Source organism: Arcobacter ellisii, from assembly GCF_003544915.1.
In the GTDB taxonomy this organism is placed as follows: Bacteria; Campylobacterota; Campylobacteria; order Campylobacterales; family Arcobacteraceae; genus Aliarcobacter; species Aliarcobacter ellisii.
The window spans coordinates 815032-838941 of sequence record NZ_CP032097.1 but is presented as its reverse complement, the minus strand read 5'-3'; the positions used below and the strand labels follow the sequence as shown (position 1 = coordinate 838941).

23 protein-coding genes are annotated in these 23910 nt (G+C 27.0%); 14 read left to right on the top strand and 9 right to left on the bottom strand.

The window, feature by feature from the left end; genetic code table 11:
• Positions 1–1191: a TolC family protein gene (locus AELL_RS04240; protein ID WP_118916756.1), complete on the bottom strand. Its 1191-nt coding sequence runs from the start codon at positions 1189–1191 to the stop codon at positions 1–3.
• Between the two features lie 147 nt (positions 1192–1338).
• Between AELL_RS04240 and exbB the strand changes: the two genes are divergently transcribed.
• Genes exbB through AELL_RS04225 form a run of 3 tightly spaced genes read left to right on the top strand, consistent with a single transcriptional unit; the run spans position 1339 to position 2856 of the window.
• Positions 1339–1773, top strand: coding sequence for a TonB-system energizer ExbB (exbB, locus tag AELL_RS04235; RefSeq protein WP_118916755.1), 435 nt, complete (start codon positions 1339–1341; stop codon positions 1771–1773).
• Complete coding sequence (gene exbD, locus AELL_RS04230) at positions 1754–2131, top strand: TonB system transport protein ExbD (protein ID WP_118916754.1); 378 nt, start codon at positions 1754–1756, stop codon at positions 2129–2131. The genes exbB and exbD overlap by 20 nt, the downstream gene beginning before the upstream one ends.
• On the top strand, positions 2128–2856 hold the full coding sequence (locus AELL_RS04225; protein ID WP_118916753.1) for an energy transducer TonB: 729 nt from the start codon (positions 2128–2130) through the stop codon (positions 2854–2856). Before exbD ends, AELL_RS04225 begins: the two co-directional genes overlap by 4 nt.
• A gap of 25 nt (positions 2857–2881) precedes the next feature.
• On the opposite strand, the gene AELL_RS04220 is transcribed toward AELL_RS04225, so the two are convergent.
• Genes AELL_RS04220 through AELL_RS04205 form a run of 4 tightly spaced genes read right to left on the bottom strand, consistent with a single transcriptional unit; the run spans position 2882 to position 6785 of the window.
• Complete coding sequence (locus AELL_RS04220; RefSeq protein ID WP_118916752.1) at positions 2882–4300, bottom strand: leucyl aminopeptidase; 1419 nt, start codon at positions 4298–4300, stop codon at positions 2882–2884.
• Positions 4290–4991 carry a DedA family protein gene (locus AELL_RS04215; RefSeq protein ID WP_118916751.1) on the bottom strand — a complete coding sequence of 234 codons (702 nt, stop codon included), beginning with the start codon at positions 4989–4991 and terminating at the stop codon, positions 4290–4292. The genes AELL_RS04220 and AELL_RS04215 overlap by 11 nt, the downstream gene beginning before the upstream one ends.
• 11 nt (positions 4992–5002) lie before the next feature.
• Positions 5003–6211, bottom strand: coding sequence for a tryptophan synthase subunit beta (gene trpB, locus AELL_RS04210; protein WP_118916750.1), 1209 nt, complete (start codon positions 6209–6211; stop codon positions 5003–5005).
• A gap of 16 nt (positions 6212–6227) precedes the next feature.
• On the bottom strand, positions 6228–6785 hold the full coding sequence (locus AELL_RS04205) for an adenine phosphoribosyltransferase (protein ID WP_118916749.1): 558 nt from the start codon (positions 6783–6785) through the stop codon (positions 6228–6230).
• A gap of 135 nt (positions 6786–6920) precedes the next feature.
• Between AELL_RS04205 and AELL_RS04200 the strand changes: the two genes are divergently transcribed.
• Complete coding sequence (locus tag AELL_RS04200) at positions 6921–7724, top strand: DNA ligase (RefSeq protein WP_118916748.1); 804 nt, start codon at positions 6921–6923, stop codon at positions 7722–7724.
• A 3-nt stretch (positions 7725–7727) separates the two neighbouring features.
• Here the strand turns inward: AELL_RS04200 and AELL_RS04195 are convergent, their stop codons facing one another.
• From AELL_RS04195 to ispG, 4 genes are all read right to left on the bottom strand, one after another.
• Positions 7728–8126, bottom strand: coding sequence for a type II secretion system protein (locus tag AELL_RS04195; RefSeq protein ID WP_118916747.1), 399 nt, complete (start codon positions 8124–8126; stop codon positions 7728–7730).
• A gap of 68 nt (positions 8127–8194) precedes the next feature.
• Positions 8195–9439, bottom strand: coding sequence for a nucleotide sugar dehydrogenase (locus AELL_RS04190; protein ID WP_118916746.1), 1245 nt, complete (start codon positions 9437–9439; stop codon positions 8195–8197).
• 96 nt (positions 9440–9535) lie between these two features.
• Complete coding sequence (locus tag AELL_RS04185) at positions 9536–10978, bottom strand: replicative DNA helicase (RefSeq protein ID WP_118916745.1); 1443 nt, start codon at positions 10976–10978, stop codon at positions 9536–9538.
• Positions 10978–12039 (bottom strand): flavodoxin-dependent (E)-4-hydroxy-3-methylbut-2-enyl-diphosphate synthase, encoded by a 1062-nt coding sequence (gene ispG / locus AELL_RS04180; RefSeq protein WP_118916744.1) that lies wholly within the window; start codon positions 12037–12039, stop codon positions 10978–10980. The genes AELL_RS04185 and ispG overlap by 1 nt, the downstream gene beginning before the upstream one ends.
• A 113-nt stretch (positions 12040–12152) precedes the next feature.
• Here ispG and AELL_RS04175 point away from each other — a divergent pair, with 113 nt between their 5' ends.
• Genes AELL_RS04175 through pyrH form a run of 10 tightly spaced genes read left to right on the top strand, consistent with a single transcriptional unit; the run spans position 12153 to position 23899 of the window.
• A complete protein-coding gene (locus AELL_RS04175; RefSeq protein WP_118916743.1) occupies positions 12153–14228 on the top strand; it encodes a sensor histidine kinase in 2076 nt (691 codons plus the stop codon).
• Between the two features lie 56 nt (positions 14229–14284).
• Positions 14285–15019: a CvpA family protein gene (locus AELL_RS04170; protein ID WP_118916742.1), complete on the top strand. Its 735-nt coding sequence runs from the start codon at positions 14285–14287 to the stop codon at positions 15017–15019.
• Positions 15020–15028: 9 nt separating this feature from the next.
• The gene (gene lysS, locus AELL_RS04165) at positions 15029–16549 is read left to right on the top strand and encodes a lysine--tRNA ligase (protein ID WP_118916741.1); all 1521 of its coding nucleotides are present in this window, start codon (positions 15029–15031) and stop codon (positions 16547–16549) included.
• A gap of 22 nt (positions 16550–16571) precedes the next feature.
• Complete coding sequence (locus tag AELL_RS04160; protein ID WP_118916740.1) at positions 16572–17834, top strand: serine hydroxymethyltransferase; 1263 nt, start codon at positions 16572–16574, stop codon at positions 17832–17834.
• A 27-nt stretch (positions 17835–17861) separates the two neighbouring features.
• Positions 17862–18872 carry an SPOR domain-containing protein gene (locus tag AELL_RS04155; protein WP_118916739.1) on the top strand — a complete coding sequence of 337 codons (1011 nt, stop codon included), beginning with the start codon at positions 17862–17864 and terminating at the stop codon, positions 18870–18872.
• A 12-nt stretch (positions 18873–18884) separates the two neighbouring features.
• Positions 18885–20294: an anthranilate synthase component I family protein gene (locus AELL_RS04150; protein ID WP_118916738.1), complete on the top strand. Its 1410-nt coding sequence runs from the start codon at positions 18885–18887 to the stop codon at positions 20292–20294.
• 60 nt (positions 20295–20354) lie between these two features.
• A complete protein-coding gene (locus AELL_RS04145) occupies positions 20355–21140 on the top strand; it encodes a pyridoxine 5'-phosphate synthase (protein WP_118916737.1) in 786 nt (261 codons plus the stop codon).
• Positions 21133–22071: a 4-hydroxythreonine-4-phosphate dehydrogenase gene (pdxA, locus tag AELL_RS04140; RefSeq protein WP_118916736.1), complete on the top strand. Its 939-nt coding sequence runs from the start codon at positions 21133–21135 to the stop codon at positions 22069–22071. The genes AELL_RS04145 and pdxA overlap by 8 nt, the downstream gene beginning before the upstream one ends.
• Positions 22068–23135 carry an ATP-binding protein gene (locus AELL_RS04135; protein ID WP_118916735.1) on the top strand — a complete coding sequence of 356 codons (1068 nt, stop codon included), beginning with the start codon at positions 22068–22070 and terminating at the stop codon, positions 23133–23135. The genes pdxA and AELL_RS04135 overlap by 4 nt, the downstream gene beginning before the upstream one ends.
• Positions 23136–23191: 56 nt before the next feature.
• Positions 23192–23899 (top strand): UMP kinase, encoded by a 708-nt coding sequence (pyrH, locus tag AELL_RS04130; RefSeq protein ID WP_118916734.1) that lies wholly within the window; start codon positions 23192–23194, stop codon positions 23897–23899.
• The last annotated feature ends 11 nt before the right edge of the window (positions 23900–23910 follow it).

The following is a 23910-nucleotide window of genomic DNA, read 5'->3' as shown; positions in this document are numbered from 1 at the left end:
TTAGCCTTTTATTTTAAAATATAATTTTGAGAATTGTAATTTGATATTTATCTCATTGATTTGTAAATCATACTCATTTACTTTTTTTGTATTTTCTAAAACCTCTAAATCATAAGCAGAAGTCATTCCAGCATCATTTGAAACTCTATTTGCAGTTATCAAATCATCATATAATTTGATATTATCTTCAATAATTTTATTTTGTTTTTTATATGTATCAATTTGATTTATAATTTGTTCATACTCATAAGCTAACTCATTTTTTAAATCATTTGCCGAACTTTTTTGTTTTAAATACTCTAATTTTGCATCTTCTAATTTACTTGTTTTATTATAATCATATAAAGGAACACTCAAAGTTAAAGAAGCACTTCCTGAAGTTTCATCTTCATTTTTTGTATTTTTTATCAAATCATCAATATTTGAATAAGAACCATTTAATCCTAAAGAGACTTTTGGAAGATAGTTAGTTTTTGTTTTTTTATAGTTAGTATTTAACATTTCAACTCTTGCGTCTTCTACTAAATACTCTATATTTTTACTTACATAATCCTCTTTTGAAACATTATTAAAATCTATTATCTCAATTTCATCATATTTTAAATCTGTATATTTTGATAACTCAAAAATTTTATCTTTTAAAGAATTTTCCAAAGAGATATTCTCTTTAATTTGAGTGTTTTTACTCATTAAAGCATTATTTAATTCAACAATATCAGTATTCCCTGCTTCATATTGAATCTTTTTAATATTTAGTTCTATCTCTTTACTTGCAAGTTTATAAATGCCCTGCTCTATCTGAATTTTTATCTTTCTAATCTCTAATAAAGTATCATAAATAGATTCTAAAAGTTGAGCATTTTCATTTTCCCAAGTTAATAAATCATAATTTAATTGGTCTTTTGCATATTGAATAGTAAACTCAATTCCACCTGATTGATAAATACTTTGAGTAAAACCTATAGAAACACTTTTTGAGAACTTATCACTTTCAGTAGAAAAAGAGTGATTTCTACTTAATCCTGAGCTTAGATTAATTGGTGAAATCCAATCATTTTTGTTACTCTCATAATTTGATTCTATTGATTTTTTATCTAATTGCCTTAACTCTTTTTTATCCTTTTGCAAAATTTCTAAATTATTTGCAAAGGCTAAACTACAAAACAATGAACACACTATTATTTTACGCAACTTATTTCCTTTCATTTTTTTCAATCGAAATTGTATATCAGCTTTTTTAATCATTTTTTAACAAAAAGTTAATTTATATTTCAATTAAGATAATTATTATCAATATTGTAATAAAATTCACATTAGAAAACATGGAAAGGAAAAATTATGGAAAACATGGACATTGAAACTCTTAAACATTTAGTGGATTATGGGGTGATTTCACTATTAATATTTATGAGTTTTATTGCTGTATGGTTTTTTATTGAAAGAATAATTTTTTATAAAAAAATCAATATAAAACAATATAAAAACAAAAAACAACTTGATGTAGCATTAACAAAACATCTAACTGTTATAGGAACAATTGCATCAAATTCACCATATATTGGATTGCTTGGAACTGTATTAGCGATTATGCTTACTTTTATGACTATGGGAAGTGGAGATATTGATGCAGCAAAAATTATGGAATCTTTAGCATTAGCATTAAAAGCAACTGCTGTTGGACTTGTTGTAGCTATCATCTCTATGGTGTTTTATAATATTTTAGGAAGATACGCAGAAGTTTTGGAGAGTTTATATGAAACTGAAGAAATATGATTCAATAAATGTAATTCCATTTATTGATGTTTTACTTGTTCTTTTAGCAATTGTTTTATTAACTTCAACTTTTATTACAAGAGGAATTATTCCAATATCTTTACCAAATGCTTCAAATGCAGACCAATTAAAACCAGATAAAGAGATTATTTTGGTAATTCAAGAGAGTGGAGAATTGTTTTTTGAAGATAGAATTGAAACTTTAGAGAATATTGAAAAAATTATTTTAGAATCTTCAAAAGAGACTCCAATACATATTAATACAGATAAAAACACAAAATTTGAATCTTTTGTAGAAGTACTTGATATGTTAAAAAAGAATCATTATTCTAATGTATCGATAGTGACAAAAAAATGAATAGTTACAGATATTTAAACTCATTCTTTATGGCAATTAGTATATATTTAATTGCCTCTTTTTTTCTATTTTATGTTTTTGCAGATACTTTAATCATGCCTGAAAAAAAAGTTGAAGAGGTTAAAACAATATCTTTACAACATGTAGATTTAAAACCTGAACCTGTTGTTGAATCTCAACCTGAACAAACTTTAGTTGAACCAGAACCAATTCCTGAACCTGTTGTTGAAACACCAAAACCTATTAAGAAAAAAGTAGAAAAACCTGTTCAAAAACCTAAAAAAATAGTTGAAAAAAAACAAGTAGAAAAACCTATTGAGAAACCAATAGAAAAAGTTGAACAAAAAACAGAAGTTATTCCTGTTCAAGAAGCAAAACCAGTTGAAGCACTTCCTTCAAAACCAATGATGAGTGCAAGTGAAATAGAAAGTATAGAATCTGAATATTTATCAAAAGTAAGATTTCATATTGAAAAAAATAAAATTTACCCTAAAACAGCAAAAAGATTAAATCAAACTGGAAAAGTTCATGTTACATTTTTTATTTTAAAAGATGGGAAAATAAAACATTGTAAAATTCATAAAAGTTCAAATTTTGATAGTTTAGATAATGCAGCTCTTGAAATTTTTGAAAAAATTGCTAGCTTTGAGCCTATTCCAGAAAAACTTGATAAAAACTCTTGGGAAATTACTGTTCCTATTGTTTATCAAATAAGTAGAAATTAAATAATGGGATTTTTATCCCATTATTTTAATCTTCCAATAAATCTTTTAAAAATCCTATAGTAGTTCTAACACCAGCACCACTTGCACCATGGGCATTATAGCCCCAAGCTTTTTCAACATATGCAGGTCCAGCTATATCAAAATGTATCCATTTGTTTTTATTTTCATCATAAATAAAATTATCTAAAAACATTCCAGCTGTTATTGCTCCACCATATCTTGTATTTGCAACATTACAAACATCTGCAATTTCTGATTTAATTGTTTTTTTCAGAAATCTGTTAAAATCTAAAGAAGTAGCATATTCACCGGCTTTTAAAGCACTAGCAACTGCATTTCTTTTTAAAACTTCATTATTTCCCATAATTCCAGTTGTATATTCACCAACTCCAACTACACAAGCACCCGTTAGTGTTGCATAATCAAAAATATAATCAATATCTTTAATCTCATCTTGGGCATAACATAAACAATCTGCTAAAACTAATCTTCCTTCAGCATCTGTATTTCTTACTTCTATAGTTTTTCCATTTTTTGCAGTTAAAATATCATCAGGTTTATAAGCATTTCCACCTATCATATTTTCAACAGCTCCAACAATTCCATGAACTTCAAATGGAAGTTCAAGTTTTGCAATTGCCCACATAGTTGAAAGAACGGCACAACCACCTGATTTATCAGCTTTCATAGTTACCATAAAATCAGCAGGTTTTAAAGATAATCCACCAGAATCATAAGTTAAACCTTTTCCAACTAAAACAATTTTAAATTTTGGATTTTTTGGTTTATATGTTAAATGAATTAGTTTTGACTCATGAATTGAAGCTCTTCCAACACTATGCATTGCCATCATTTTATGTTTTTCTAAATAACTTTCACCATGAATTTCACATTTTATTTCAACATCTTTTGCAATTTCTTGTGCCATTTTTGCCATAACTTCAGGATAAAAATCAGCTGGAGCTGTATTTACCATATTTCTAGCTTTATTTACAGCTTTTGCAATAATTTTTGATTCATTTAAAATTGATTCTAATTTTTTTGTTTTTTCATCTACTATAATATCTAATTCAATTTTTTTCTTATCTTTTTCTGATTTGTAATCAACAAATTTATATTGTCCTAAAGCTGCACCTTCAACTAAAGCTTTAAAATTTTCTTCTAAAACTTCATTTAATTCAATTTTTGCATTTTTGAAATTTGTAGTTTGAAGTTTTTTAATAGCTGTTGCTGTTGCTATTGCTATACACTCATAAGAATTATCTTCAAATCCCACATAAATTTTTTTAGATTCAGCTAATAAAACGCAAGATTCATCTTTTGCTTTAAAATCAAGAATTTCTAAAACTTCTTTGTCATTTGTTAAGTTTTCTAAATCTTTAACAAAAATTATTTCAACTTCTGAACTAATTTTTTCACTTTTTTCAACTAAATTAATCTTCATTTAAACTCCTTTTCTCTACTTTTTTTGTAGCCTTATTGATGTAGTATATAATACCTCCACCAAATATTGCAGCAATTGGAATTGCTAAATACCAATGTTCCTTTGCCCACTCTAAAACAACTAATATTTCATTCCCAAAATACCAAACAGGTACAATGGTAATCGCAGCCCAACACCAAGCTGATATTAAATTTATAAACGCAAACATTTTAGCACTATATCTTGTAAGACCAATTGAAATAGGGATTACAGTTCTCATTCCATACATATATCTTTGTACAAAAATAATTGGCCAACCATGTTTTTTCAATAAAATATGTGCTAAAGCAAATTTCCTTCTTTGACTTTTGAAGTTTCTATGTACATAAGCTTTATTAAATCTTCCTATATAAAAATAGACTTGGTCACCTGCAAAACCACCAAGACCTGCTACAAATATTGCAAGATACAAATTCATATCACCCGTATGAGATAATAATCCAGCCATTACAAGACCAGCTTCACCTTCTAGCATACCCCATGCAAAAAGTATGATATATCCATATTTTTTAAGTAAATAAATAAATTTTTCATCAAAACCATCAACTGGCGCATTATATAAATTGTACGCTAGAAAGGAAAAGAATAAAACTAATCCTATTGCAAATATTTTTCCCGAATAAGGCTGAATTTTTCTAAAAAGTTCTTTCACATTTTTCCCTACTATTTAAAATCTAATAAACTTTTTGCTTGAACCATATCTTTATCTCCACGTCCTGATAAATTTACGATTACTATCTTCCCTTTTAATTTTTCTTTTGCTTTCTTTAAATATGCAATTGCATGAGATGATTCAAAAGCTGGAATAATTCCCTCTGCTCTACTCAACCATACAAAAGCATCTAAAGCTTCTTGGTCTGTAATTGAATCATAACTTACTGATTTATTATCTTTATGAAAAGCATGTTCTGGGCCAATTCCAGGATAATCAAGTCCTGCACTAATTGAGTGAGCCTCTAAAACTTGCCCATCTTCATCTTGAAGTAAATATGAACATTGACCATGTAAAACACCAGGTGTTCCTTTTTCTAAAGAACAGCCATGTTTATCAGTATCAATTCCTAATCCACCTGCTTCAATTCCAACACATTTAACTTCTTTGTCCTCTAAAAAATGAGAGAACATACCAATAGCGTTTGATCCACCACCAATACAAGCAACCACATAATCAGGAAGTTTTCCCTCTTTTTCTAAAATTTGTTTTCTGGCTTCATAACCAATAACTGCTTGAAAATCTCTTACCATCATAGGATAAGGATGAGGACCTGCAACAGTTCCAATTATATAAAATGTATCACGTGCGTTTGTAACCCAATATCTAATTGCATCATTCATAGCATCTTTTAAAGTTTTACTTCCACTTTCAACAGCAACAACTTTTGCTCCTAAAAGTTTCATTCTAAATACATTTAACTCTTGTCTTTCAACATCTTTTGCACCCATAAAAACAGTACATTCAAGTCCCATAAGTGCTGCAATTGTAGCAGTTGCAACACCATGTTGTCCTGCTCCTGTTTCAGCAATCACCTTCGTTTTTCCCATTTTTTTTGCAAGTAAACCTTGAGCAATTACATTATTTACTTTATGAGCTCCTGTATGATTTAAGTCTTCTCTTTTTAAATAAATCTTTGCACCGATTTCATCACTTATATTTTTTGCAAAATATAAAGGATTTTCACGTCCTACATAATCTTTTAATAAAGCATTAACTTCTGCCCAAAACTCTTTATCAAATCTATATTTTTTATATTGTGTTTCTAATTCTTTTAAAATTGGCATTAATGTTTCAGGAACATATTGTCCCCCAAAAATACCAAATTGACCCTTTTCATCCGGATCAAAAATACTTGGTTTTGGAATATAATTACTCATTTATTTTCTCTTTTTATTAAATTTCTAATACAGAATAAACAGGTGCAACTTCACTTAATTTTTTAGCACCGTTTAAAATATGAATATTCATCAAAAAACACATCTCTACTAAATTTACATCAAGTTTTTTGATTAAATTTGCAGCTGCGTACGCTGTTCCACCACTTACAATAATATCATCTATTAATAAAACATTTAAATTTTTTTGATTATTAAAAGCATCAAGATGTAGTTCAACTTCATCAAAACCATACTCTAATTCATATTTCTCACAAACTGTTGTACTTGGAAGTTTTCCTTTTTTTCGTACAGGAACAAATCCAACTCCTAATCTATCAGCAAGTGCTGCTCCAAAGATAAAACCACGAGAGTCAATTCCAGCTATATAATCTAAATTATATGATTTATATCTATCTTCTAAATGATTCATCAATAATTGAAAAGCCTCTTTATTATTTAACAAAGTTGTAATATCTTTAAATATAATTCCATGTTTTGGAAAATCTTTTATACTTCTAATTGAATCTAATATTACTTTTTTACTATTTTCATCTAATATTTTATTTTCACCCAATTCAAGTCCTTTTATATCTATTTTCTTGTGAAAAGTGGTTTATTTTAGCTAAATAATTATTATGATTTTATGATGTTTTTAAAATATTTAAGAATATTGTAAATATAATATTTTAAATTATTTAAAGGCTTTTTTATGAGATTTTTACTTATTTTTTTACTTTCTACTTCACTTTTTTGTTTTGATTTACAAAAAGCAACTATATATGATGAAAAAAAGCATAAAATCGAAAATTGGTATATGAGTGAAAAGTTAGATGGAATAAGAGCATACTGGAATGGAAAAGAATTTTTAAGTAAAAATGGAAATAAAATTTATGCTCCATCTTGGTTTATAAAAGATTTTCCACCATTTGAACTCGATGGAGAGTTATATACAAAAAAAGATAACTTTGAAAATATACAAAATATAGTTTTAGATTCAAAACCTTCTAAAAACTGGGAACAAATTACGTATAATATTTTTGAAGTTCCAAATACAAAAGGTATTTTTCCAAAAAGATTAGAAAAACTACAAGATTGGCTAAATAAAAATCCAAATAACAATATAAAAATTATTCCCCAAATAATTTGTAAAGATAAAACTCACTTAAATAATTATCTAAAAGAACTAATAAACAAAAAAGCTGAAGGGATTATAATAAAAAATCCAAATTTAGAGTATCAAACTGGAAGAAATGATAATCTTTTAAAAGTAAAAACTTTTTTTGATGATGAAGCTGTTGTTATATCACATAATTTTAATAAAGATAAAAAATTCAAAAGTTTAGTTGTGAAGTTAAAAAATGGAATAATTTTTAATTTAGGTGGAGGTTTTTCAAATAAAGAGAGATTAAATCCTCCCAAAATTGGAGAAACAATAACTTTTAAATATTATGATTTAACAAAAAATGGAAAACCAAAATTTGCTTCTTTTTTAAGAGTTAGAAAAAAGGAATAAAATTTAATATAACTCATAAGTTTTTGAAATCAAACCAGCATCTCTTAATTTTTTACAAATAGTAATCTCTTTTGTATCATCAACTGTTAATTCAATTGTTTTATTTCCAAGATCTGATGTTTTTACTTCTAAAGATAAACAACTATTTCTATCTTGCATTTTCAAATCGCTTATAATCCAATTTGTATCATTTATATTCATTGTATCACTTATTTTTTCTATCTTTTGATTAAGTAAATAGTAACTTTGAATAGAATTTATTGAAGTATTTATATCTCTTTTTATAGTTGAAATCAACGCACTATCTTTTGTGTCCATAAGTTTTGGTACTGCAAATGATGCAATAATTCCTAAAATCACAATTGCGAAAATTAACTCAAGTAAAGAAAATGCAGATTTCATAAAAAATCCTTTAAATAATAATTTAAAGGATTATATTTTTTTGTTTCTTAAAATAATATTATTAGTTATTATAGTCTTGCATCAGCTTTTGGTAAAATAGATTTTATATCAAATACTACTTTATTATCTGTTGATATCTCTAATCCTCTATATTTCTCATGTCCTACTGCTACTATTATTGCTTTATAATCATTTAGGTCATAATTCTCTATTAAATCTAAATCATATTCATGTTTTACTTCATTTTTATCTGCCCAATAATCTGCAACTTCTACAACACATCCATACTCTTTCATCTCATTTATTATATCTACTACTTTTGTATTTCTTACATCTGGGCAATTTTCTTTAAATGTCATTCCTAAAACCAATACTTTTGAGTCTTTTATTTGAAGACCTTTTTTTATCATCAGTTTTATTGTTTTTTCTGCTATATATTTAGCCATTCCATTATTTATTTGTCTTGCGCCTAAAATCAAGTTTGGTTTATATCCTAATTCTTCAGCTTTATAAGTTAGGTAATATGGGTCAACACCAATACAATGACCACCAACAAGTCCTGGAGTTAATTTTATAAAGTTCCATTTAGTTGCTGCTGCTTCTATTACTTCATTAGTATTTATATTCATTGTATTAAAGATTAGTGCTAATTCATTAATTAATGCAATATTTACATCTCTTTGAGTATTTTCAATAACTTTTGAAGCTTCTGCTACTTTTATAGAGCTTGCTTTATGAGTTCCTGCTGTAATTATTGATTTATAAAGTTCATCAACAACAGTTGCAATTTGTGGGGTACTTCCAGAAGTTACTTTTAGAATTTTAGTTACAGTATGTTCTTTATCACCTGGGTTTATTCTTTCAGGAGAATAACCACAAAAAAAGTCAACATTAAATTTTAATCCACTAACTTTTTCTAATTCAGGAACACAAACTTCTTCTGTTACACCTGGATATACTGTAGATTCATAGATTACTATATCATCTTTTTTTAGAACACGTCCTACAGTTTGAGATGATTTGATTAAAGGTGTAAGATCAGGTCTATTATTTTTATCAATAGGAGTTGGAACAGTTACTATAAATACATTACAATCTTTTATATCATTTATATCTAAAGAAAATTTCATTCCATTTTTAATAGCTTCATTTACTTGAGTTTCATTTAATTCTTCTGTTCTATCAAATCCATTATTAAGCTCTTCTATTCTTTTTGTATTTATATCAAATCCTACTACTTGATATTTTGAAGAAAAGGCATGAGCTAATGGCAAGCCTACATATCCTAATCCTATTACACAAATCTTTTTCATCTTTTTTCCTATTAAAATTTACGTTCTTAAGTTTATATTTTTAAAATTGTTTAGTGATTATACAACTATTATTCTATTAATGAGTTTATAACTTTTTTACAAAATATCAGGAATATCGATATTTGTCTCTTTTTCCACATCAGCAACATTTTCAAAAATAACTTCTATTGGTGCAGCACTATTTTCATTCTCTTTATCCATAAATCTAGTAAGTGCTTTATGAAAATCAAGTTTTACAGTACCTATTGGTCCATTTCTTTGTTTTCCAATAATTACTTCTGCTTCTTCAACTGGTTTATTTATAAATTTCGATTTATAATCTTCACCTTTATCTTTAGCCTCTTTCTCTTTTTTTGCTTCTTCTCTTTCTTTATAAACGTCATCTCTATAAACAAACATTATAATATCGGCATCTTGCTCAATAGCTCCAGACTCTCTTAAATCACTTAACATTGGTCTTTTATCTGGTCTATTTTCAAGTCCCCTATTCAGCTGAGAAAGTGCAATAATTGGGATTTTCATCTCTCTTGCAAGCATTTTTAATCCCCTTGAAATATCAGAAACCTCTTGGTGTCTATCTTTATTTCCAGTTCCTTGCATTAGTTGAAGATAATCGATAATTACAAGTTTTATATTATTTGCTTCATTTTGAGCAAGTTTTCGCACCCTTGCTCTTAGTTGATTAATATTTATACTTCCACCATCATCAACAAAAAGTTTTTTTGAATTTAGATCATCAAAAGCTTTACTCAAATTTGACCATTGAGAATCATCCATATCACCTTTTCTTAGATTTTGTAATGGAATTGAAGTTTTTGCAGAAAGCATCCTTAACATCAATTGTTCAGCGGGCATCTCTAAAGAGAAAAATATTACACCTTTTCCTCTTTCTACATTTTTAAGAGCCATATTTAAAACAAGTGCTGTTTTTCCCATTGCTGGACGTGCTGCAATAATTATTAAATCACCTTCGTTAAAACCAGTTGTTCTTTTATCAAGAGCATCAAAACCTGTTGTTTCTCCAATTAGATGTTTATTCCCAAGTTTTTTCATCTTTTCAATATATGAAAGGGTATCGTGGGTGATTGTATGCATATCTTTTAATTCAGAAGTTGCACTATCAGTAGAAATTTTATAAAGTTCCCCTTGAATTGTATCAAGGGCTTCATTTGCACTAACTTCCTCTTCAATTGCAACTTTTTTTATGGTAGTTGCTAGTGAGGCTAACTCTCTTTTTACAGCACCATCTTTAATTTCTCTCACATAAGCTAAAGTGTTTGTAATTGGATTTGCTGAAAGTATTTCTAATAAAATAGAGTCATCTACATCTTTTGAATCAAGTCTTTTTCTTATAAACTCTTCATCAATTGGCATATCATCATTATGAAGTTTAACCATTACTTCAAAGATTTTTTTGTGAGCAGGAAGATAAAAATCTTTAGGTTTTAAAACACCTAAAACATCTTCCAATTCTTCTGGATTAAATAAAATTGAACTTAATACAGCTCTTTCAATGTTTATACTATATACGCTATCCATTATTTTCTTTTTTCTGCTTCAATTTCAACTTCTTGGATGAATCTATTTATAAGTGCATCTCCACTTAATTTTTCAATAATTTCACCTTTTTTCATTACAAGTCCGCTACCTTTTCCAAAAGCAATTGCAACATCAGCACTTTTTGCTTCTCCGATTGCATTTACTACACATCCCATAACTGAAACATCAAGAGGTGTTTTTATATGAGCAGTTCTTTTTTCTATTTCAGCAACTGCACTTACTAAATCAGCTTCAATTCTTCCACAAGTTGGACAAGAAACGATATTTAAGCCTTCTTTTGCAATTCCAACATCTTTTAAAATTGCTTTTCCTACTTTTATCTCTTCTTCAAGTTCCCCTGTCATAGAAACTCTTAAAGTATCTCCAATTCCATCAAGAAGCAAACTTCCTAATGCAATTGATGATTTAATTGTTGAGTGAAATTGTGTTCCAGCTTCTGTTACACCTAAATGGAATGGATAATTATTTTTAGGTCTTAATAATCTATAAGCTTCTACAGTTCTTTGAACATCACTAGCTTTTAGGGAAACCTTTAAATTTGTAAATCCTAAATCTTCAAGATATTTGATATTGTACTCAGCTGAAGCTACCATACCTTCAGGTGTTTGACCATATTTATCTTCAAATTGTTTTTCTAGTGAACCTGAATTTACACCAATTCTAATTGGAATATTTCTTTGTTCACAAGCTTTAACAATCTCTTTAACCCTACTTTTTTCTCCAATATTTCCTGGGTTAATTCTAATACAATCCACAACTTCAGCAGCAATTAAAGCAAGCTTATATTTAAAATGAATATCTGCAACAAGTGGTAAATCTATTTGAGATTTTATCTCTTTTAGTGCATTAGCTGCATCCATATCAGGAACAGCAACTCTTACTATATCAGCACCAGCAAAATGTAATCTTGTTATTTGTTCTACTGTTGCTTTAACATCTGATGTTTTTGAAAAAGTCATTGATTGTACTGGAATTGGTGCATCACCACCAATAGGAACATTTCCTACGAATATTTGTTTTGTTGGGTATCTTTTTATCATAATTGGGATTTTATCACAAAAATATTAATTTAATATGAAAAATATTTAATAAAACTACAAGAAGTTATTTCCTATAATCATTTAAAATTAATACACAAATAAGTTACTGTTTTATGGAAATCAAAAAAAATATTTTTATCATGATTCTGTTATTTTTAATAATAGCTTTTTTTATAACATTTGGAAGCTATTTTTACATTTTAAATAAACAGACTAAACTTTTAGACTCTCTTTATTTTTCAACACATGAAAATATTACAAAAACTACACAAAATCTTATAAAAGATAAACAAAATGCAACTTTAGCAATTGCATTAGCTTTAGCAAAAGATGATAATTTATATGAATGTATGAAAAATGAAAATTATGAAAAATTAAATTATAAAAATATTATTGAAGAGATTAAAAACTATTCTAAATACAAAAATGTCTGGATTCAAATAGTTGATAAAAATGGAAATAGTGTTTATCGTTCTTGGACTGATAAAAAAGGTGATAATTTGCTTTTTAGAAAAGATTTAAAAAACACATTAACAAATCAAAATATTTCAACTTCAATAAGTGTTGCTTTATTTAGTATTACATTAAAAGCTAGAACTCCAATTTATGATAAAGAGAATAACTTTCAAGGAGCATTAGAAGTTATAACTCATTTTAATTCAATCACAAATGATCTAAAAGAGAACAATATTGATTCTTTAGTAATCACAGATAAAAAATTTAAAAACACTTTAAAATTTCCATACACAAATATTTTTATTGATGATTATTATATAGCAAATGAAAATGCAAATGTTGATTTATTAAATTATGTAAAAAATAATAAAATTGATAGATATATAAATATTCCAAACTATATAATTGAAAATAATTATCTAATCTCAAACTATATCTTATATGATAAAAATGGTGAAAAATTAGCATATATATTAAATTTTATTGATTTAAAAAATATTGATACACAAATTATAAAATCATTTAAAGTTCAAATTATTATGATTTGTGTAATTGCTTTGATTATTCTATTTTTCTCTTTTTTAATCTATCTTTACTCTACATATTTAAAAGAATTAAAACAACAAGAGAATAAAAAACAATCTATTTTAGATTCACAATCAAGTATTATTGTTATTACAAATGGTACAGAAATTATTGATGCAAATAAACAATTATTTGAATTTTTCACATCTGTTTCCAATTTAACTGAATTTAAAAATAAATATAGATGTATTTGTAGTAAATTTTTAGATTTAAAAGATCCTATTTATATTTTAGAAAAAGATTATGATGGCAAAAATTGGGCTCAATATGTTTTTGAAAATAAAAATAAAAATTTTAGAGTTGCTATGAAAAACTCTTTAGATGAAATTAGACATTTTTCACTAAATGCCTCTAAAATAAAATCTGAAAACTATATCATCACTACATTTACAGATATAACAAAAGAGATTGAAGAAGTTGAAAAAGATAAAGAAAAAGATAGATTACTTTATCAACAATCAAAAATTGCTGCAATTGCTGATATTTTAAAAAATATTGCCCATCAATGGAGACAACCTTTAAGTGTTATTAGTACAATTACAAGTGGAATGAAACTTAAAAAAGAGTTAGATAATCTTCCAAATGATGAGTTTTATAACTCATGTGAAGTGATTATTGACAATACACAAAAACTTTCAAATACAATTGAAAATTTTACAAATTTCTTCTCAAAAGATGAAGTAGTATCAAATTTTTCGATTATAGAAACTGTAAAAAATACCCTTGCATTTTTTGATTCAATTTTTGAAAAAAACAACATAAAATGTAGTTTTAATTATGATACAGATTTTATCTTAACTTGTAATAGAAATGAATTTTCTGAAGCAATTTTAAACATATTAGATAATTCAGTTTATGCACTAATTGAGAATAAAAAAGAAGAAGATAGATTTATTTTTATTGATTTTAAAGATAAAGTTTTACAAATAAAAGATAGTGCAAATGGAATAGATGAACAAATTATTGCTAAAATTGTAGAACCATATTTTACAACAAAACATCAATCATTTGGTGTTGGTCTTGGTCTTTTTGTAGTACATGAATTTTTTGTAAAAAATTTAGGTTACAAAATTGACATCAAAAATGTAACATTTGAACATGAAAACAAGAAATATTCAGGAACAAATTTTATAATTAATTTCAATTAAACTTCTATTTTGTAAAGATTGGATAAAATACCCGCATTAATAAGAAAAGGATTTTTATGCAAGATTTTGCTATTTTTGATTTAATAATAATATCTATTACTCTTATTTTAGGACTAAAAGGTCTTTTTAGAGGTCTAATTAAAGAGGTTTTTGGAATTATTGGAATCATTGGTGCAATTTTTGTAGCTTCAAGAATTTCAACAGAAACAGGTGAATTATTAGCTCCTGTATTAGTTTTAGAAAATCAAGCAACAATAAAATTAATCGGTTTTGTGGTAGCTTTAGTTGGTGTTTGGCTTGTAGTTTATAGTGCAGGATTAGTTGTTAGTAAAATATTTTCAGCAAGTGGTTTAGGTGTTATAGATAGAATATTTGGATTTGTTTTTGGTGCTTCAAAAATATTTTTAATTTTTTCTGTTATTGCATATGCGCTTTATCAAGTTAATTCATTTAAAAAAGTTATGGATGAAAAATTTGCTACTTCTGCTGTAATGCCTCACTTAATTAGCGTTGGTTCTTACATAATAAAACTAGATACAGATTCATTAACAAATAGTTTTGATAAAGCTGTAAAAACTGTAAAAGATACACAAATTGTAAAAGATGCAACTTCTAATCTTAAAGAAGAAGTTAATTCAACTGTAGATGGAGTACAAGAAGCTATAAAAGAAGAAGTAGTTCAAAAAGTTGAAGAGAAAATTGAAGATACTACAAATACAACTTCTGAACAAGTTGATGCAGTAAAAGAAAAACTTAAAAATATTGCAAATAAACCAGAAGAAAATAAATAAAGGGATTTAATATTGTTTGAAAATAAATATATACAACAAAGAATTGAAAAAGCTGAAAAATTAAGAGAAGTGGGAATTAATCCTTACTCAAATGAAAGTTTGAGAAATTGTACAATTGCAAAATTTTTAAATGTAAATAGTGATATTTTACATAGTGAAGAAAAAAGAGATGAAAACAGAACTTATACAGTTGCTGGAAGAATTAAATTTTTCAGACTTATGGGAAAAGCAGCTTTCTTAAAAATTGAAGATGAAAGTGGAATGCTTCAAATATATGTGGCAAGAGATAATTTACCAGAAGGTTTTTATAACGATATTTTCAAAAAGAATATTGAAGTTGGTGATATTATTGAAGTTTCTGGTTATCCATTTGTTACAGGTCAAGGTGAACTTTCACTTCATGCAGATGATTTAAGAATACTTACAAAAGCTATCTCTCCACTTCCTGAAAAATATCATGGTATTCAAGATAAAGAATTAAGATATAGACAAAGATATTTAGACTTAATTATGAATTCAGAAGTGCGAAAAACTTTTCAAATTAGAAGTAAAGTTATAAGTTTAACAAGAAGATTTTTTGAAAACAAAGGTTTCTTAGAAGTTGAAACTCCAATGATGCATCCAATTGCAGGTGGAGCAAATGCAAAACCATTTGTAACTCATCATAATGCTTTAGGAATTGATAGATTTTTAAGAATTGCACCGGAACTTTATTTAAAAAGACTAATTGTTGGTGGATTTGAAGCAGTATTTGAAATAAATAGAAACTTTAGAAACGAAGGAATGGATGCAACTCACAATCCTGAATTTACATCTATTGAATTTTATTGGGCATATAAAACTTATAAAGATTTAATTGTTATTACTAAAGAGTATTTTGAATATTTATTTGAACACTTAAATTTACCAACTGTTTTACCTTATGGTAATTTAAAAATTGACTTTAGTAAATTTACTGAGATTCCATTAATTCAATCTTTATATGAAATTGGTGGAGTTCCACAAGATATAGTTGAAGATAAAGAAAAAATCATAACATTTATGAAAGAAAAAAATTTAGATGTTAATGTAAATATGAATTTAGGTCAACTTCAAGGTGAGTTATTTGATGAATATGTTGAAGCTAAATTAATTAATCCAACATTTATCACTGAATATCCAGTTGAAATTTCACCACTTGCAAGAAGAAATGATGAAAAACCACATTTAACAGATAGATTTGAATTATTTATTGCTGGTAAAGAGATTGCTAATGCCTTTAGTGAGTTAAATGACCCACTAGACCAACTTCAAAGATTTGAATCTCAAATCGCTGCAAAAGAAGCAGGAGATGATGAAGCTCACGAAATGGATGAAGATTTTGTAAATGCTTTATCTTATGGTATGGCACCAACAGCAGGTCAAGGTATTGGTATTGATAGATTAGTAATGATGCTTACAAATGAACACTCTATTAGAGATGTTTTATTATTCCCAGCTATGAAACCAATAAAACAAGAAATTGATTTATATGAAGATCAAGAAAATTAATAAAAAGAATTAAGGAAAAAACATGAGTTATATAACAAACGCGAATTTAGAACAAGCAGATAATGAAGTATTTTCAATAATAGAAAATGAATTAAAAAGACAAACTAATCATCTTGAAATGATTGCATCTGAGAACTTTACTTCTCCTGCTGTTATGCAAGCTATGGGTTCTGTTTTTACTAACAAATATGCAGAAGGTTATCCTTACAAAAGATATTATGGTGGTTGTGAGTTTGCTGATGCTGTTGAGCAATTAGCAATTGACAGAGCTTGTAAAATCTTTGGTTGTTCTTATGCTAATGTTCAACCTCATTCAGGGAGCCAAGCTAATGGTGCTGTTTATGCTGCATTATTAAGTGCTGGTGATAAAATCTTAGGTATGGATTTATCTCATGGTGGACATTTAACTCATGGTTCAAAACCAAGTTTTTCTGGTAAAAACTATTCTGCATTTTATTATGGTGTAGAACTTGATGGAAGAATCAATTATGATAAAGTTATGGAAATAGCTAAAATTTGTCAACCAAAAATTATTGTTTGTGGTGCAAGTGCTTATGCTAGAGAAATTGACTTTAAAAAATTCAGAGAAATAGCTGATGCAGTTGGTGCTATTTTATTTGCTGATATTGCACATATTGCTGGTCTTGTTGCTGCTGGTGAACATCCAAGTCCATTCCCTTATGCTGATGTTGTAACAACTACTACTCATAAGACTTTAAGAGGTCCAAGAGGTGGTATGATTATGACAAATGATGAAGAGATTGCTAAAAAAATTAATAGTGCAATTTTCCCAGGATTACAAGGTGGACCACTTGTTCATGTAATTGCTGCAAAAGCAGTAGCATTTAAAGAAATTTTAGATCCATCATGGAAAGATTATGCAAAACAAGTAAAAGCGAATGCAAAAGTATTAGCCCAAGTTCTTACAAAAAGAGGATATGATATTGTTTCAGGTGGAACAGATAATCACTTAGTATTAGTAAGTTTTTTAAATAAACCATTTTCAGGAAAAGATGCAGATGCAGCTTTAGGAAATGCAGGGATTACAGTAAATAAAAACACAGTTCCAGGTGAAACAAGAAGTCCATTTATAACTTCAGGAATTAGAATAGGAAGCCCAGCATTAACAGCTAGAGGTATGAAAGAAAAAGAGTTTGAAATAATAGCAAACAAAATTTGTGATGTATTAGATAACATTGAAGATACAAATTTACATGCTAAAATCAACAAAGAGTTAGAAGAACTTGCTTCAAACTTTGTGATTTACAATCAATCTACTTTTTAGGGTTTAGAGATAAAATAAGGATAAGTTATGCAAATAAAAGGTGAAGAGTTCATAAAAAAAGTTCAACTTCAACAAGAAAGAGAAGAACTTGAAAGAAAACTAAGTGAACTTGAAGAAGTTGAAGTATCAATAGGTAATATAAATCTTAATAATAATTTGAATATGAATAATGATTCAATAAATTTAAACAGAAATACTCAATTTGAACCAAATGAACATGAACTTGATAATATTATGTTGGGTACCTCTTCAATTGGAAGTAATGAAGAAAATAAGAAAAAATACCTAATTTTAGGTATTGTTCTTGTTGTATTATTTTTATTAACTATTATAATTATAAGACTTCTAACTAATGATCCAGCAAAAGAAGATCAATTTACATCTAATAATGCTAACTCTTCTGAAATAAAGAAATTATCTGAAAATAGTAATATTGAAGAAAACTTTCAAAAAATCATTAATGAGAGAGTTAAAAAAGATACAAATGAACCTATGATTCCAGAAAATGCAATTCAAGCAGATCAAAGACTTCAAAATTTACAACAAACAAATGATAATACAACTCAAGAAGAGAGAGAAACTATTCAAGAGGAAGCACCTGCTAATATCTCTAATGAAACATTAGATGAAACAATCAAAAAAATTGAAGAGAAAAAAGCTACACAAAAAGAAAAAGTTGTACAAACAACAGAGAAAAAAGCTCCTCAGACAAAAGAAGTGACTCAAAATGTTGAACAAAAAAAATCTGTTAGAGATTTAATGGATTCACCAAGTTCTTCTTCAACAACTTCATCAACATCAATGTCTTCAGGATATTTTGTACAAATTGGAGCTTTTACGAAAAAACCAACTGATGGTTATATAAATACTATTAGAAATGCAAAATTTAAGTATAAAATATATCAACAAGAGATAAAAGGTGTAACTTATAATAAAGTTTTAATTGGTCCTTATTCATCAAAAGCTGCTGCTAGTGAAAGCGTTGAAGATATAAAAGAAAAATTAAATGTTACAAGTGCATTTGTTGTTAAATTTTAAAAAGAGAGTATTATGAATTTTTACAGCAAAGAAATTTTATTAGATCAATTTACACCTGTTTCAATTTATGAAAAAGTGAAATCATTATATCAACATGAAATCACTTTTTTATTTGAAAGTACAATTAATTCAAGTGATGGAAATTACTCTTATATAATTGTTGGGGCAAGAGAAAGAGTTTGGTATGACAAAGATACTTGTTATTACAAAAATGAAGAAGGTGAAGTAACAATAGTTGATTCAAATCCTCTGCTTTTTTTAAAAAAATATTATAAAAATTTTGACAAACAATTATATAAAGAGAAAGCTCTTGAATTAGGTATTGGTCTAATTGATGGATTTATTGGAAATGTAGGTTATGATATTGGAAAAGAGTTTGAACCTAAACTAAAAGAGTCAATGAATAATTTAGTTGACCAATTAGATATGCCTGATTTAGACCTAATTAGACCAAACATCATTTTAGGATTTTCACATAAAACTTCTAAACTTGTTATGGTTACGTCTGTTGAATCAAAAAAAGATGAACTAAAAACTATTGAAGATATTCTTTATACAACATACTCTTATGCTCCATTAAAAAAAGCTACTATTTTAAATGAAGGAAAATTCAATTTTACAAAAGAAGAATTTTTTGAAATGGTTGCTCGTTCTAAAGAGATGATAAAATCAGGAGATGTGTTTCAGATTTTAATGTCTAATAGATTTATTCAAAAAGCTGTTGTGGATCACTTGAGTTTTTATAGAGCATTAAGAAGTAAAAATCCAAGTCCTTATCTATTTTTATTAGAGTTTGAAAGATTTACAATTGCAGGAAGTAGCCCTGAAGTAATGATTAGACTTGTTGATGGACATTTACTGTTAAGACCAATTGCTGGAACTAGAAAAAGAGGAAAAAACCTAGATAGGGATTTAGAATTAGAAGCTGAAATGTTAAATGATACTAAAGAAAAAGCTGAACATATAATGCTTGTTGATTTAGGAAGAAATGACGTTGGTCGTGTTGCACGTCCTGGAACTGTAAAAGTTACAGATTTAATGAGAGTAGAAAGATACTCACATGTTATGCATATGGTTTCAGATGTTGAAGCAATAATTGATGACAAATATGATATGTTTGATTTATTTATGGCTACATTTACAGCTGGAACAATGACAGGAGCTCCTAAAATTAGAGCTATGGAATTAATTGCTCAATTTGAAGGAATAAAAAGAAATTTCTATTCTGGAAGTATCGCATATTTTGGTTTTGATGGAAATATGGATAGTGCAATTACAATTAGAACAACTCTATTAACAGAAGATACAGTTGTATTCCAAGCAGGAGCTGGAGTTGTTGCTGATTCAAATCCTGAACTTGAATATCTTGAAGTTCAAAATAAACTAGCTGCTAATATCTCTACTTTAAAAGACTTATCTTAATTTATTAATTTAATATTGGCTATTATTTCAAACATAAAAGCCAATATTAAAGGATACAAATTGTTACTTGGTGTAAATATTGACCACATTGCAGTTTTAAGAGAAGCTCGAAAAATTAATGACCCAAATCCCCTTGATGCACTTGGTATTTGTAAACTAAGTGGTGCAGATCAAATTACAATCCACTTAAGAGAAGATAGACGACACATCCACGATAATGATGCAAAAGCAATCATAGAACAATCAGCATTACCAGTAAACTTAGAATGTTCAATCAATAGTGATATTATTGATATAGTTTGTAAACTAAAACCAAGTCGTGCAACACTTGTACCTGAAAATAGAAATGAAGTTACAACAGAAGGTGGACTTGATATTAAAGGAAACTTTGAAAAACTTCAAAAAGTAATAGACAAACTTCATGCAAATGAGATTGAAGTTTCACTTTTTATTGACCCAAATGAAGAAATTATTGAATTATCAAAAGAGTTAGAAGTTGAATGGATTGAACTTCATACAGGAACATTTGCAAATATTTATGCGATGTTAAACACAAATTTATCAAACACTCATCATTCAATAAAAGAGTTAGAATTAAGTAAACAAGAATTAAAAACAAAACTTTTAAAATCTGTAAAAGAGATAGAAAACTCTTCAAAACTTGCAAAAAAACTTGGACTTAAAATTGCAGCAGGTCATGGATTAAATTATCAAAATGTAACAATGATTTCAAAAATTCCTGAAATTGAAGAGTTAAATATTGGTCAAAGTATAATTGCACGTTCTGTTTTTACTGGACTTAATAAAGCAATAATTGATATGAAAGAATTAGTTAAAAATGATTGAAAACAATAAACCTAAAATTGCTATTAGTATTGGTGACCTAAATGGTATTGGAATTGAAATAGCCTTTAAATGTCATGAAGAAATTTCAAAAATTTGCCAACCAATATATTGTATAAATAACAAAATGCTAAAAAGAGCAGCAAATGAACTTAAAATTGAAATTCCAGAAGATTTTGAGATATTTAAAACAAAAGGTGAATTTGATTTAAAACCAGGAACAGTTTCTAAAAAATCAGGTAAATATTCATTTAACTCTTTTATGGATGCAATAAATCTTGCAAATTTAAAAGAGGTAGATGCAATTTGTACACTTCCAATAAATAAAGAGTCTTGGAATAAAGCAGATATAAAATATAAAGGGCATACAGAAGTTTTAAGAGACTATTTTGGAAAACATGCAATTATGATGTTAGGATGTTCAGAAATGTTTGTTGCACTTTTTACTGAACATATTCCCCTTAGAAAAGTTGCAAAAAAAATAAATGAAGAGGATTTAACTCAATTTTTAATTGATTTTTATAACAATGTAAAAAGCGAAAATATTGGTGTTCTTGGTTTAAATCCACACGCAAGTGATAATGGCGTTTTAGGTGATGAAGAAGTTCAGATTTTCAAAGCTATAAAAAAAGCAAATAAACATTTTGAAAAAAATATTTTCAAAGGTCCACTTGTTCCTGATACTGCATTTTCTCCTCTTTCAAGAAAAAATTTCAAATACTTTGTTGCAATGTATCATGACCAAGGTTTAGCTCCATTAAAAGCTTTATATTTTGAAGAAAGTATAAATGTAAGTCTAAATTTACCAATAATAAGAACTTCAGTTGACCATGGGACTGCTTTTAATATCGCATATAAAAATGAAAATATAAATACTCAAAGTTATATAAATGCAATAAAAGAAGCTATAAATCTAATCTCTATGAAAAAATGAAAAGCCTAGAAACTTGTTATGAAATTAATTTCTCAAAAATTAATTTCATAGAAAGAAAAGTAAAAATAACAAATCCAAAAACCATAATAAGTGGTGCTTCCAAAACTGGAAAAACCTATTTAATTTATGATTTCTTATCTAATTTCAAATCAAATGAATATCTTTATATTGATTTTTCTGATTTAAGAAATGATTTAATTGAAATTGCTAAAAATTTAGAAGAATTTATCAAAAAAAATGAAATTATTGTTTTAATTTTAGAAAATTTTGAATTTCAATTTTCAATACCTTCATGTGAAAATATAATCATTTCTACATCAAGTAATGAAATTATAGAAGGTTTTGAACATATAAACCTAAATGCTTTAGATTTTGAAGAGTATTTATTACATGATAATAAACATCAAAATATTACTCAAAGTTTTAATAGTTTTTTAAAATTTGGAAATCTTCCAGAAATTATAAATTTAGAAGAACATAAAAAAATTCAACGTTTACAAGAGATAATTAGACTAATTTGTAAAGATGAAACTCAATATGAAATACTTAAAATCATGATTGAAAATATTGATGAAAAAAAATCTCTTTTTCAACTATTTAACTCATTAAAAACAAAAATAAAACTCTCAAAAGATAAATTTTATGAAGTATGTAAAATTTTAGAAAATAGCAGAATTATCTATTTTTTACCAAAATATAATCAAGAAAAATCAACAAAAAAAATTTTCTGTTATAACTACTCTTTTTTAAATGCAATAACCTATACAAAAAAATTTAAAAATGAATTTTCTAACATGGTTTTTTTAGAATTAATCAATAAATATGAAGATATTTATTACTATGAACAAATTGATTTTTATATAAAATCAAAAAATATAGCTGTTGTTTCCATACCATTTTTTAATACTTTTTTGAACAATAATTTAATAAAAAAAATTATTAAAAATGCACTTGAACTAAATATTAAAGAGATAAATATCATAACAATTTCAAATAATGAAAAAATTCAAGACCCAAAAATCAAAATAAATGTTCTTCCTTTTTATGAATGGGCATTAAGCTAAGAATTTGTTAATGATTTTTTAGATAAAATCCAAAAATTATTGAAGGAAAAAAACATATGAACAAAAGGGTACTTGTTAAGTTTTCTGGGGAGGCACTTGCTGGTGCTGAAGGTTATGGTATTGATACTCAAATACTAGATTATATAGCTGAAGAGATAAAAAGTTTAGTAGAAAACAACATTGAAGTTGGTATTGTAATTGGTGGGGGAAATATCATTAGAGGTGTTACTGCTGCTGCTGACGGAGTTATAAAAAGAACAAGTGCTGATTATATGGGAATGTTAGGTACGGTAATAAATGGTATTGCAATGCAAGAAGCTTTAGAATATAAAGGTTTAAGTGCAAGACTTCAAACTGCAATTAAAATGGAACAAATTGCAGAACCATTTATCGTAAGAAAAGCAATGAGACATTTAGAAAAAGGAAGAGTTGTAATATTTGGAGCAGGAACTGGAAATCCATATTTTACAACAGATACTGGAGCTACTTTAAGAGCTACAGAAATTGGTGCATCAATGTTAATAAAAGCTACAAAAGTTGATGGTGTTTATGACAGAGACCCAATGAAATATCCTGATGCTAAAAAATTAGAAACTTTATCATATGATAGAGCTTTAGAAGATCATATAAAAGTTATGGATGATACAGCAATTGCTTTAGCAAAAGACAATAAACTTCCAATAGTTGTAGCAAACATGAATGAAAAAGGTAATTTACTTAAAATCATTAAAGGTGATTACAGTAGATGCTCAATAGTTAAATAAATATCAAAAGG